The sequence below is a fragment of the Pseudomonas sp. SORGH_AS_0211 genome (assembly GCF_031453455.1).
Taxonomy (GTDB): Bacteria; Pseudomonadota; Gammaproteobacteria; order Pseudomonadales; family Pseudomonadaceae; genus Chryseomonas; species Chryseomonas aestiva.
This window is the reverse complement of sequence record NZ_JAVIZV010000001.1, coordinates 3,584,304-3,596,159: the sequence shown is the minus strand read 5'-3', so window position 1 is coordinate 3,596,159 and position 11,856 is coordinate 3,584,304. Positions and strand designations below refer to the sequence as shown.

Sequence of the window (11,856 nt, the reverse complement as noted above, 5' to 3'; positions counted from 1 at the left end):
TAGCGATGCGAGCACGAGGCTTTACCCTGATCGAGCTGATGATCGTCGTGGCGATCGTCGGCATCCTGGCGGCCATCGCCTATCCGAGTTATCAGAACTACGTGCTGCGCTCCAATCGCAGCGAGGGGCAGGCACTCCTCAACGAGGCGGCGGCGCGGATGGAGCGGTATTACGCCCAGAACAACGCCTACACGACCAAGGTCGGCGATCTAAATATCGTCAATGGCAAGACGGCTGCAGGGAGTCAGACGGTGTTGTCGCCGAGCGGCTATTACGAACTGAACCTCGCCACCAATGCAGCCGGTAGCGCCGGCTATACCAGCGATGGCCCCTATGTGCTGACGGCGCAACCTAAGGGGACGCAGGCCAACGATGTCTGCGGCAACCTGATACTCAATGCCCAGGGCGTCAAGAAGGTATCCAAAGGCAACGCCACCGACTGCTGGCGCTAATCCTCCCGTCCCTGCACCAGGCCGGCATCCCGGTCCTGCTCTACGCGATAGCCGCCGAAGCCCAGGGTGACCCTTTGGGTGGCGTCGGCCTTGCCGGCGTCGCGGGCTTCGTGTTCGACCACCAGGCGGTTGAGGCGGTTGAGCAGGTGCATGGATTCGTCGTAGGCGGTGCGATAGAGACTTAAGGTCGAGTCTTGGGTCAGGTTGTGGCCGTAGACCACGTGAAAGGTGAAGTCCGGCGCAGCGCGGTCCTGCAGATAGAGGCGCTCGAAACCGGCCAGCAGGTCGCCGGTGAAGTGGGCCAGCAGCCGCCCCGCGCCTTCCTGGCTCTCGGTGCCGCGCAGCAGCGAGCGGGGCGTGAGCACCACCCGGTCTTCCTCGTCGAGACGGGCATAACCCTTGCGCAGCCATTCATCCAGCACGGTGCGGGCGCGGACGTCGCTGCCGACGCTGGCGACCAGGGCGTCGAAACTCTGTTCGCCGCCGCGCCGCAGGGTGCGGGGGAGGGGGCGCAGATTGCCCTCGGCATCGAGCAGGTCCAGCCGTGAGGTCCAGGCGCTGAGCACCTGCCATTCCAGGCTGGGCGTACAGGGCGTGCGTTCCGGGCTGGCCTCGCGCAGGGCGCGGACCTCGCGGCGCGGCAGGCCGGTCAGGACCGAGATGCGACTGTCGGAATTGGGCTTGTCGCGCAGCGGTTCGAAATCCTGGGCGACCTCGAAGTAGGTCTGGCGCAACAGGCGATCGAAGGTCTGGTAGGTCACGCCGGAGGCGATGGCGATACGCACCAGCCGACCGATCAGGCTGCGTAGAAGCAGGGGTACCTTGGTGGAAAGCATGGGGGACTCGACGCGGCAGACGCCCGCCCATCTTCGCGGGGCCTCGGGTCCCCGTCAAACCAGCCGGTCACAAAGTGTCGCGGACGCGGCTCAGGCTGTCGTCCGCGGGTCAGGGCGCTAACTAGCCAGGGGTACCCGATTCGGTCGCGCCGGCCACGTCCGGATCGTCCGGAAATTCTTCCGGCTCCATGTCCGCATAGGGCAGTTCTTCCGGCGGCGGGGTGTTGCTGGGGTTGTCGTAGGTCTTCTGGTCGGCGTCGCTCATGGTGGCTCTCCGCGGTGGGTGTGGAGATATCGAACCCCTCTGGGCGGGGCCGTTCCCGAGCGCCTGTCGGCAGCGACCTCAGGTCGGCCAGTTGGCCAGGGGCCGAACGTCGTTAGCGCGATAGCGGTCTATTGGCTGACCGTCTCATCCGAATGACGGCGCCCGAGGAGTCCCGTGATGACCACGCCTACCGCTGTCCATCCGTTGCCATTCCAGCCCGCCTTCGAACAGGTGCCGGATGATGAAGCCGACACCATTCGCGAGATGGTCGCGGCCATGAGAGACATCACCGAAACCACCTATGCCAATGGCGGCCATGCCATCCGCAGCGTGCATGCCAAGAGCCACGGCCTGCTCACCGGCCAGGTGCGGGTGCTGGACGACCTGCCGCCGGCCTATGCCCAGGGCGCCTTCGCCGTGCCGGGCAGCTATGCCGCGGTGCTCAGATTCTCGACCAATCCGGGCGACATCCTGGCCGACAGCGTCTCCACCCCGCGGGGCCTGGCGCTCAAGCTGATCGACGTGCCGGGCGAGCGCCTGCCTGGCAGCGAGGGGCAAGTGACCCAGGATTTCGTCATGGAGAATGCCCCGGCCTTTACCGCGCCGGATCCCAAGACCTTTCTCAAGACGCTCAAGCTGCTGGCCAGGACCACCGACCGCGGCGAGGGCCTGAAGAAGGTCGCCTCGGCGGTGCTGCGGGGTACCGAGAAGGTGGTGGAAGCCTTTGGCGGCGAGAGTCCGACGCTGAAGAGCCTGGGTGGCCATCCGGAGACCCATCCGCTCGGCGAAACCTTCTACACCATGGTGCCCTTTCTCTACGGTCCCTATTTCGCCAAGCTCAGCGTGGTCCCGGTGGCGCCCGAGCTGACCGCTCTGACTGACGCGCCGGTCGAGGTCAACGGCAAGCCCGATGGCTTGCGCGAGGCGGTCAATGCCCATTTCGCCCGGCACGGCGGCGTCTGGGAGATCCGCGTGCAGCTGGGCGTCGATATCGAGCAGACGCCCATCGAGGATGCCTCGGTGGCGTGGCCGGAAGATCTCAGTCCCTATGTGACCGTGGCGCGCCTGGAGGTGCAGCCGCAACCGGCCTGGAACGAGACACGCTCGCGCGAGGTGGACGACGCCATGGTGTTCAGCCCCTGGCACGGTCTGGCCGCGCACCGCCCGCTGGGTGGCATCATGAGATCGCGGCAGCCAGCCTACGAGATGTCGTCGCAGTTCCGCAGCGAGCGCAATGGTTGCCCGTTGCATCATCCGCGTGGACCGGTGGAGCTGTAGACGCGGGCACTAGTTGAGCGTGGCGAGCTCGGCGTCGTCGAGTTCGCGGGCGCGTACCGCGGCCGGGCGGCTTACCAGCCCGGCGACATAGCGCTCGAAGTGCGGACGCTTCTCGACGGTGCCAAAGGCCATGCCCCAGGCGAGGTGGGCGCCGACATAGACGTCGGCGGCGGTGAACCGATCGTCCACCAGGAATTCACCCGGGGCCAGGGCGGCGTCGAGGGTATCGAGCACCTCGGCAAGGCTGCCATAGCCCACCGCGCTGCGCTTTCGCGGGTCTTCGGGCAGGACGACGCCCAGCGCCTGGTTGGTGGTGGCGGCTTCCAGCGGACCGGCGGCAAAGAACAGCCAGCGGTAGTAGGCACCGCGCGCCGGATCGCTCAGCGGCGGCGCGAGCCCCGCGGCGGGAAAGGCATCGGCGAGATAGGCGCAGATGGCGGCGGTCTCGGTCACCACGGCGGCGCCATGGCGCAGCGCCGGCACCTTGCCCATGGGATTGATGGCGCGATAGGCCGGGGATTTCATCGCCGGCCCGTAGTCGACCCGCTGCACCTCGTAGGGTTGTCCGAGCTCCTCCAGCAGCCAGCGCACGATGCGGCCGCGCGACATGGGGTGGGTATAGAGCACAGGCCGGTCGAACATGGTGAAGCTTCCTTGAGTTGTCGTACCCCTTAGCATAGGTAGCCCCTCATCCAGCGTCCATTCACAGGAGCCTGGGTACCCTTCTGCTAAACTGGTAAACCTTTACCAGCCGTTTCACAGGACTCCCGTGCCCTCATCCTTCGCTTCCCTGCCACTGGCCGAGGCCATGCAGGCCAATCTGGCCGAACTCGGCTACCTGAGCATGACGCCCATCCAGGCGGCCAGCCTGCCCATCATCCTCAAGGGCCAGGATCTCATCGCCCAGGCCAAGACCGGTTCGGGCAAGACGGCGGCCTTTGGCATCGGCTTGCTGACGGGGCTCAATCCGCGCTATTTCGGCTGTCAGGCCCTGGTCCTCTGTCCGACCCGCGAACTGGCGGATCAGGTGGCTCGCGAACTGCGTCGCCTGGCGCGCACCACGCCCAACCTGAAGATCCTGACCCTCTGCGGCGGCATGCCGCTGGGTCCGCAGATCGCCTCCCTGGAGCATGGCGCCCAGGTGATCGTCGGTACCCCAGGGCGGGTACAGGAGCACCTGCGCAAGGGCACCCTGGTGCTGGACGGGCTCAATGTCGCGGTGCTCGACGAAGCCGATCGCATGCTCGACATGGGCTTCATCGAGGCCATCGCCGACATCCTCAGCCAGACGCCGGCGCGGCGGCAGACGCTGCTGTTCTCGGCGACCTATCCGGAAGGCATCGAGCGCCTGGCCCAGGACTATCTGCGCGCGCCGCTGCGCATCAGCGTCGAGAGTCAGCACAGCGAGACCCAGATCCGTCAGCGCTTCTACGAGATCGCCGCCCAGGATCGCCTCGCCGCCGTGGTGCGCCTGCTCCGGCACCATCGCCCGGCCAGCGCCGTGGCCTTCTGCCAGACCCGCCAGCAGTGCCAGGAGGTGGTCGAGGCGCTGCATGCCCAGCGCATCTCCGCGGCCGCCCTGCATGGCGATCTGGAGCAGCGCGAACGGGATCAGGTGCTGGCGATGTTCGCCAACCGCAGTCTCTGCGTGCTGGTGGCCACCGACGTGGCGGCCCGCGGCATCGACGTCGCCGGCCTGGAAGCGGTGATCAACGTGGAGCTGTCCCGCGATCCGGCGGTGCACGTGCACCGCATCGGCCGCAGCGGGCGGGCGGGTGAGCAGGGCCTGGCGCTGTCGCTGGTGGCCCCGGCCGAGGCCAGCCGCGCCCAGGCCATTGAGGTGCAGCAGGGTTCGCCGCTGGATTGGCAGCCGCTCGGCGCCCTGCGCGACACCCCGGAGCCGCTGGTGCCGACCATGCACACCCTGGCCCTGGCAGCCGGCAAGAAGGACAAGCTGCGCCCCGGCGACATCCTCGGCGCCCTGACCGGCGACGCCGGTCTGCCCGGGGCCAAGATCGGCAAGATCACCCTGTTCGACAACCAGGCCTTCGTCGCCGTGGAAAGAGACATCGCCCGCCAGGCGCTGCAACGGCTGAGCGAGGGCAAGATCAAGGGCCGGTCGATCAAGGTGCGGATGCTGTAGGGCGGATTTGGCTACGGCCATTGTGGCCCTGTCGACCCGCTCCTGACGGTATTCGCCTTATCGCGGCCCATGGCCGCGATAAGCGATAGGCCTGTCTCAGGTGAGCGGTAGCGCCGTAGCGTGGAAAACGGCGCAGCCTTTTCCCCTGGGACTGCGTCGCGAGGCGCGCCCTCACCCCGACCCTCTCCCAAGGGGAGAGGGGGTCGTCCGAATGCCTCGACGTACCTCCGGCTGTTGGGCTTCGACGGTGGAGCCGTCTCAACCCAACCTACGGTCTCGACCTGGGGCGTAGGTTGGGTTGAGCGCAGCGAAGCCCAACGGTGCTTGGTCGCAATAAAGCGTAGGCTACGTCTTGACGCCCATCCGCCGTCTGGCGCGATGCGAGGAGCCGTTGCGTACCGCCCAGCGCAGCACCGGGGCGGTGGCGCCGATACCGGTGCGAATCAGCTGCCGTTGCAGCGGACCCTGGTGGAAACCCAGCTCCGCGCTGGCCCAGTCGGGCAAGAGGTCGATGCCGGCCTGCATCATCAGGGCGCCGAAGGGCTTGGCCAGGGCGCTGGGCGCGGGCGCCTGCAGCAGCACCCGGCAGACCTCGCGACTGCGTTCGTCGCAGACCAGCTGGGGGCGGATCGCCTGGTAGTAGGCGGCGATCTCCGCTCGCGAACGGGGCACGTCGGTTGCGCCCAGGCGTTCGGCGACCAGGGCGATCTCGGCGTAGTAGCGATCCTGTTCGGCACCCGGCAGCCGGGGATCGAAATAGCGCAGATAGGCGGCCAGGAAGTGACTGACCTCGGCCACATGGACCCAGGTCAGCAGCGCCGGGTCTTCGGCGCTGTAGGGGCGACCGTCGGCGGCCTGGCCGCGGATATGCCGGTGGATGGCCTGGACCCGGGCGATCAGCCGCTCGGCATCGCCGCGGCTGCCGAAGGTGGTGGCGGCGATGAACTGGCCGGTGCGGCGCAGGCGGCCGAGCATGTCCTCGCGAAACTTCGAATGGTCCCAGACCCCGGCCAGGGCCAGCGGGTGCAGGGTCTGCATGAGCAGGGCGGCGATGCCCCCGATCAGCATGCAGGTGAAGTCGCTGTGCACCCGCCAGGGGACGCTGCCAGGCCCGAACAACCCGGGGTCGCCCGGCGGCTGTTCGTAGTCGACCTCGCCCAGGGACAGCCCGGTGAGGCTCATCACCTGCCGCTCGATACGGTTGCGGATCAGTTCCATGGGCTAGCGCGGCAGCAGGTAGAGGGCGGCGTACTGCAACAGCATGATGGTCTTGCCATCCAGCAGCCGACCGTCACGGGCCATGGCCAGGGCCTCGTCGAAGGGCAGTTCCAGCAGCTCGATGTCCTCGCCTTCCTCGTGCAGGCCACCGCCGTCGGCGATGCGCTGGTCGGCGCGGTATTCAGCGGCGAAGAAGTGCAGCAACTCGGTCACCGAGCCGGGACTCATGAAGGCGTCGAACAGGTGCTGGACGTTGTCCAGGCGATAGCCGGTCTCTTCCTCGACTTCGGCCTTGATGCGCGCTTCGGGAGCGGCCGCGTCTAGCAGGCCGGCGGGGGTCTCCACCAGCAGGCCGTCGTCCAGACCGTTGCCCAGGGTCGGCAGGCGGAACTGGCGGATCAGCAGGACGGTGCGCCGCTCGCGGTCATACAGCAGGATGGTGGCGCCATTGCCGCGATCGTAGGTCTCGCGGGTCTGGCGTTGCCAGCTGCCGTCGCGGCGCAGGTAGTCGAAGGTGGTCTTCTTCAGCAGGCCCCAGTCGGCGGAAAGGGTCTCGACCTGCTGGATGCGAACGCGCGGGGTATCGGGCATGGGGGCTCGTCTGGACGGGAGGCGTCGGGCCACGGTAGCAGAAGCGGTGCCTTTTAAGGCACGCGACGCGACCCCGGGTTCCACCCCGCCGTGAGGCCGGCTGGTAGCCGACGTCTAGAACCAGCGGTCGTTCTTCTTGCGACCCCGCGTCATGGACGGCAGGATCAGGCCGGCCAGCAGGCCGGCGCCGGCGATGCTGCCGCCGTAGACCATGTACTGCATCAGCGCCTGCTTGTTCTCGTTGCCGAGCTTGGCCTGGGTACTGCGCAGTTCCGACTGGGCCTGGGTGAGCTGGGCGTCGAGGTCCTTGCGGCGGCTCTCCAGCTCGTCGATCTGCTTCTTGCGCGAATCCAGGGTCTCCTGCATGCCCTGGACGCGATTCTTCCAGCTGTCGTCGATGGTCTTGAGCTGGCCGCTCAACTCGGCCACCTGCTGTTCCAGCTGCGGCAGGCGCTCGGCCTGGCCGGGCTTGGCCTGCAGGTCGGCATTGGGGATCCAGACGGTGCTGCCGCCTTCGCCGCGCACCTGGCTGTAGTCGCCCTGGGTGCTGATCAGCTCGACCTTCTGCCCGGACTTGAGGGTGCCGACGATGCGATAGCCATCGGTGGGACCACTGCGGACATAGGTGGTCAGGCTGTCGCTGACCCAGCGGGCAGTGCCTTCCTGGGCCACGGCGGTGCCGGCCAGGGAAGCGAGGGAGGCGGCCAGGCACAGGCCGAGATGCGGTAGGCGGGACAGCAGGCGAGATGGGGACATGGGCATGATCGGGTCTTTATGCATGAGCTGAAAAGATGAAGGCCGTGGTGAACAAGCCGGATTATTGTGGGGCAGTACCCTAGCAAGCTGCCGCGCTCTATCCGCCAACCCGTAGCGCCCTCTGTTCGAGACGGTGAAGCAGTTCAAGCTTTGGCGGTGGAAAGCGACGGCCAGTGTCATCTTGCCGCCATGCGGCGGCGGGAGAAAGCGGCCAGGCCATTCAGGATCTTGCCGGCGACGCTTCAGAGGCGCTGCAACAGATCCAGACTCAGGGCCGCGAGTGCGCCCAGGCCGGCGCAGCCGAAAGCCAGCGCCTTGGCCCACCAGCGTTTCCAGGCGATTGCGCCAGCCACCATGCCCACCCCGCAGAGCAACAGGCCGGACTTGAGATAGAAGTCGGACCAGGCGAGCAGCTGATCGATGAAGTCGAAGAGTTCTTGGAATTCCTGCGGCATGGGGCCTCCTGGCGCGCTGGCGCTATTGAGTCGCCGGGACCCCGGTCGTTCCCTGGCAGTCCGCCGCCAGCAGCCGCTCGGCCGAACCCTGGTCGCCCGGCTGGCTGCCCGCGCGGCCGGCCAGCAGCAGGAACTGGCGGCTGGCGTCCCGGCTCGGCAGCGCGACCACCGCCAATGACAGGCGTGGGTCCGGCAGCGGGTAGGGCGGCTGGCTGGCCAGGGCCTGGAAGAAATCCGCGGCCAGCAACTGGGCTTCGCTCAGCCGCCGCGCCTGATACCGACTGCCCGCCAGTGTCTTTGGCAGCGCGCGCCAGTGTTCGTCCAGCTCGGGCGCCAGTGGCGAGAGCTGCTCGCGCACCTCGGGCCGCAGGCAAGCCAGGTGTACATGCAGCTGATCCTGGCTGCGCCCGCTGGGGGCATTGAGCGCGAGGGCGATCCGCTCATCCGCCACCGGCGCCCGGCCCCAGGCGCTCAGGTACCAGCGCTGGCGCCAGGCCAGACCGAACCAGTTGGGTTGGCCGGGCTGCCAGAGCGCCGGACTCTCCAGACCACGCAGCGGCCGCAGCGGCACTAGGATGAAATGCTGTCGTTCACCCGGCGCGCGCAGCACGGCGAAGCCGGGCTCCTTGACCACTTGGCGACAGGGGGTGGCCAGACCGGTAAGCCGGGCATTCGGCACGCAGAGCCCGGTCGTGACCTGGCGTAGCAGGTCGCGGCTGGCACAGCCCGTCAGCCCCACGCCCAGCACCAGCAGCCACAGCAGGCGCCGCCACGACGAGCGGATGTCGGGCGGCGGCGAACAACTGCGCGAACTGCGCTTCCAATGGCTATCAGGGCAATGCAGCGGGAGATCAGCCATGGCCAATGGTTGGGCCGGAGACGGCGCGGTTCAGGAACAGATCGACAGCACGGTGGACGATGCGGTGCAACGCGCCCGCAGCCGTCTGCACCGAGGCGCGAGCCTCACTCACTGCGAAGAGTGCGGCGACGCCATCCCCGAGGCGCGCCGCCAGGCGGTGCCGGGCGTACGCCTGTGCATCCGCTGCCAGTCCGAGCAGGACGCCGAAGACCAGCGCGCCGGCGGCTACAACCGGCGGGCGAGCAAGGACAGTCAGTTGCGCTAGGGCCGGGGCGGCCTTCAGCCGCGTGGACGCCGGGCCGGTTTCCAGCCACTGGCGTAGTCGCAGCCCAGCGTCGGCCGGCATCAGGGCGCTGCCGGGATCTGCAGGCCGCGTTGCACCGCCGGGCGGGCGAGGAAGGCGTCGAGGGCGCGACGGACCTCGGGGAAGTCCTGGAAGCCGATCAGGTCGGCCACCTGGTAGACCTCCAGCAGGGCGCGGATCCAGGGGAAGGTGGCGATGTCGACGAGGCTGTAGTCCTCACCCAGGATCCAGGCGCGGCCGCGGAGCTGGCCCTCCAGCACGCCGAGCAGGCGCCGGGCTTCGGTCACATAGCGGTCGCGGGGGCGCTTGTCTTCGATGTCCTTGCCGGCGAACTTGGTGAAGAAGCCGAGCTGGCCGAACATGGGGCCGATGCCGCCCATCTGGAACATCAGCCACTGGATGGCCTGGTAGCGCCGCGCCGGCTCCTCGGGCAGCAGGCGCCCGGTCTTTTCCGCGAGGTAGAGCAGGATGGCACCCGATTCGAACAGCCCTAGGGGTTCGCCACCAGGGCCGTCGGGGTCGAGGAGGGCGGGGATCTTGTTGTTGGGGCTCAGGGAGAGGAATTCCGCAGTGTGCTGGTCGTCCCGGCGGAAGTCGATGCGGTGCACCTCGTAGGGCAGGCCGAGTTCTTCCAGGAGGATGGCGACCTTGACACCATTGGGCGTGGGCAGCGAATAGAGTTGCAGGCGCTCGGGATGCCGGGCGGGCCAGCGGTGGGTGATGGGAAAGCGTGACAGATCGGCCATGGTGGACTCCGGAAAGGGGGCGGCTCTGGGTGAGACCGGCCAGCACGGGCCGGGTTGCCAGGCCTGCAGCGAAGCGGAACTTAGCGCGATGCCTACCTCTCCATCTGAGACGTACCCGCCTTCAGCCCCGCACCGAGGATTTCCCATGCTTCCCCACAGTCAGCAGGGCAGCGGTTCGCCCACCTTCGTGCTCATGCACTTTCTCGGCGGCTCCCACCGCACCTGGTTTCCCACCGCCCCCTACCTGGATGGCGAACATCGCTGCGTGGCGCTTAATACGCCGGGCTTCGGCGATGCCGCCGAGGTCGCGGGCTACAGCGTGGCCGAGATGGCCGACCAGGTGGATGCCAGCATCCGCGCTCTGGGCCTGGAACGCTGCATCCTGGTCGGCCATTCGATGACCGGCAAGGTGGCCGTGGTGCTGGCGGCGCGGCGACCGGAGTATCTGGTCGGGCTGATCCTGGTGGCGCCTTCGCCGCCCGGGCCGCAGCCCATGAGCGAGGCGGATCGCGATGCCCAGCGCGCCTATGGCAAGAGCCGGGCGGAGGCCGAGGCCTTCGTCGACGAATCCAGTGCCCATCGGCTGCCCGATGCCATCCGCGAGGTGGTGATCGCCGATGCCCAGCGGCTGAATCTGCAGGCCTGGCGCGCCTGGGTCGATCATGGCAGTCGCGAGGACTGGAGCGATCGGATCGACACCCTGGACTATCCGGTGCTGCTGGTCTGCGGCGCGGATGACCAGCAGGTGCCGGGTCCGGACGAACAGCGCCGCACCACCCTGGCGGCCTTCCCCAACAGCCGCCTGGAGGTCATTCCCGGTGCCGGCCACCTGATGCCGCTGCAGACGCCCCAGGCGCTGGCGCGGCTGATGCTCGACTTCGCCCGGGAGCTCTGACCGGTGGATTCGCTGACCCAGGCCGTGCTTGGCGCCACCGTCCAGACCGCACTGCTGGGTCGCTGGCAGGGTCGGCGCGCCATCCTCTATGGCGCGGCCCTGGCCACCCTGCCGGATCTCGACGTGGTCATCGACTACGGCGATGCGGTCAAGGCGATGACCTACCACCGTGGCTTCAGCCATTCGCTGTTCGTGCTGACCGGACTGGCCCTGCTGCTGACCTGGATCTGCGGCCGCTGGCGCAATCCTGGATACGGCCCGGGACGCCTGTTCCTGACGCTCTGGCTGGTGCTGGTCACCCATCCCTTGCTGGATGCCTTCACCACCTATGGCACCCAGTTGTTCTGGCCGCTGCCGACCACCCCGATAGCCTGGTCCAGCGTCTTCATCATCGATCCGCTCTATACCCTGCCGTTGCTGGTGGCGGTACTCGCTGGCCTGGTGGTTGGCCCCCTGGGCAGGACCCCTCGGCTGGCCGTCGCAGCCTTGCTACTGTCCACGACCTACCTGGGCTGGACCCTGGTGGCCAAGTATTCCGCCGAGCGCCATGTACGCCAGGCGCTGGCGGCCCAGGGGCAGGCGGATGCCCGCCTGTTCAGCGCCCCGCTACCCTTCACCAGCCTGCTCTGGCGGGTCATGGTGGATGACGGACCCGAGCGCTACCGGGAGACCTGGGTAGGGCTGTTCGACGACCGCCCACCCGTCCTGGTCCCACTGCCACGGGGTGGCGAACTGGCGCCGATCCTCGCCGACTCGCCGGCCGAACAGCGGCTGCGCTGGTTCACCGACGACTGGCTGCGCTACGACCGCCTGGGCGACGACCTGGTGGTGACCGATCTGCGCCTGGGCGCCACTGGCTACCACAGTTTCCGCTTCGTCTTGGCTCAGCGGGAGGCCAGCGGTTGGCGACTGGTCGCCGAACCCTCGCTGTGGCCGCGCGAGCGCGGCGGTCGCGAACAGTTGGCGGTGGTCTGGCGCAGACTCTGGCATCCGGAGTCGCCGGCACCGGTGGCGGACTGGGCGGCGCGGCTGTCGCGCCTGCCGGACTGACGCCAGGC

General features: G+C 68.1%; 15 protein-coding genes. 6 read left to right on the top strand and 9 right to left on the bottom strand.

The genetic code is table 11. The features are described 5' to 3' along the window. Positions 1 to 5 precede the first annotated feature (5 nt). Entirely contained in the window at positions 6 to 452 is a 447-nt protein-coding gene (locus QE393_RS16660; protein WP_273808964.1) for a type IV pilin protein, read from the top strand. Here the strand turns inward: QE393_RS16660 and QE393_RS16655 are convergent. Together QE393_RS16655 and QE393_RS16650 are read right to left on the bottom strand one after the other, a co-directional pair. Beyond that, entirely contained in the window at positions 449 to 1,288 is an 840-nt protein-coding gene (locus QE393_RS16655) for a DUF6502 family protein (RefSeq protein ID WP_273808965.1), read from the bottom strand. The two genes, QE393_RS16660 and QE393_RS16655, sit on opposite strands and share 4 nt — an antisense overlap. A gap of 121 nt (positions 1,289 to 1,409) precedes the next feature. Beyond that, complete coding sequence (locus QE393_RS16650; RefSeq protein WP_007161029.1) at positions 1,410 to 1,553, bottom strand: hypothetical protein; 144 nt, start codon at positions 1,551 to 1,553, stop codon at positions 1,410 to 1,412. Positions 1,554 to 1,730: 177 nt separating this feature from the next. Between QE393_RS16650 and QE393_RS16645 the strand changes: the two genes are divergently transcribed. Next, positions 1,731 to 2,831, top strand: coding sequence for a catalase family protein (locus tag QE393_RS16645; RefSeq protein WP_310044764.1), 1,101 nt, complete (start codon positions 1,731 to 1,733; stop codon positions 2,829 to 2,831). A 9-nt stretch (positions 2,832 to 2,840) separates the two neighbouring features. Here the strand turns inward: QE393_RS16645 and QE393_RS16640 are convergent, their stop codons facing one another. Then, positions 2,841 to 3,473: a glutathione S-transferase family protein gene (locus QE393_RS16640; RefSeq protein WP_273808967.1), complete on the bottom strand. Its 633-nt coding sequence runs from the start codon at positions 3,471 to 3,473 to the stop codon at positions 2,841 to 2,843. Positions 3,474 to 3,600: 127 nt separating this feature from the next. On the opposite strand from QE393_RS16640, the gene dbpA reads away from it, so the two are divergent. After that, positions 3,601 to 4,974, top strand: coding sequence for an ATP-dependent RNA helicase DbpA (gene dbpA, locus QE393_RS16635; protein ID WP_273808968.1), 1,374 nt, complete (start codon positions 3,601 to 3,603; stop codon positions 4,972 to 4,974). A gap of 345 nt (positions 4,975 to 5,319) precedes the next feature. On the opposite strand, the gene QE393_RS16630 is transcribed toward dbpA, so the two are convergent. The 5 genes from QE393_RS16630 to QE393_RS16610 form a co-directional block, all read right to left on the bottom strand. Next, positions 5,320 to 6,192 (bottom strand): oxygenase MpaB family protein, encoded by an 873-nt coding sequence (locus QE393_RS16630; RefSeq protein WP_310044762.1) that lies wholly within the window; start codon positions 6,190 to 6,192, stop codon positions 5,320 to 5,322. A gap of 3 nt (positions 6,193 to 6,195) precedes the next feature. Next, a complete protein-coding gene (locus tag QE393_RS16625; protein WP_310044761.1) occupies positions 6,196 to 6,783 on the bottom strand; it encodes an NUDIX domain-containing protein in 588 nt (195 codons plus the stop codon). 114 nt (positions 6,784 to 6,897) lie between these two features. Continuing rightward, complete coding sequence (locus QE393_RS16620) at positions 6,898 to 7,545, bottom strand: TIGR04211 family SH3 domain-containing protein (protein WP_133863252.1); 648 nt, start codon at positions 7,543 to 7,545, stop codon at positions 6,898 to 6,900. A gap of 236 nt (positions 7,546 to 7,781) precedes the next feature. Further along, entirely contained in the window at positions 7,782 to 7,994 is a 213-nt protein-coding gene (locus tag QE393_RS16615; protein ID WP_310044759.1) for a hypothetical protein, read from the bottom strand. Positions 7,995 to 8,016: 22 nt separating this feature from the next. Beyond that, entirely contained in the window at positions 8,017 to 8,853 is an 837-nt protein-coding gene (locus QE393_RS16610) for a CDP-diacylglycerol diphosphatase (protein WP_310044757.1), read from the bottom strand. Here QE393_RS16610 and QE393_RS16605 point away from each other — a divergent pair. Continuing rightward, positions 8,852 to 9,118, top strand: coding sequence for a DksA/TraR family C4-type zinc finger protein (locus tag QE393_RS16605; protein ID WP_273808972.1), 267 nt, complete (start codon positions 8,852 to 8,854; stop codon positions 9,116 to 9,118). The genes QE393_RS16610 and QE393_RS16605 overlap by 2 nt on opposite strands. Positions 9,119 to 9,198: 80 nt before the next feature. Here the strand turns inward: QE393_RS16605 and QE393_RS16600 are convergent, their stop codons facing one another. Then, complete coding sequence (locus QE393_RS16600; RefSeq protein WP_310044755.1) at positions 9,199 to 9,903, bottom strand: glutathione S-transferase N-terminal domain-containing protein; 705 nt, start codon at positions 9,901 to 9,903, stop codon at positions 9,199 to 9,201. Between the two features lie 145 nt (positions 9,904 to 10,048). Here QE393_RS16600 and QE393_RS16595 point away from each other — a divergent pair, with 145 nt between their 5' ends. Beyond that, complete coding sequence (locus QE393_RS16595; protein ID WP_273808974.1) at positions 10,049 to 10,798, top strand: alpha/beta fold hydrolase; 750 nt, start codon at positions 10,049 to 10,051, stop codon at positions 10,796 to 10,798. 3 nt (positions 10,799 to 10,801) lie between these two features. Then, complete coding sequence (locus QE393_RS16590) at positions 10,802 to 11,848, top strand: metal-dependent hydrolase (protein ID WP_273808975.1); 1,047 nt, start codon at positions 10,802 to 10,804, stop codon at positions 11,846 to 11,848. Positions 11,849 to 11,856 lie beyond the last annotated feature (8 nt).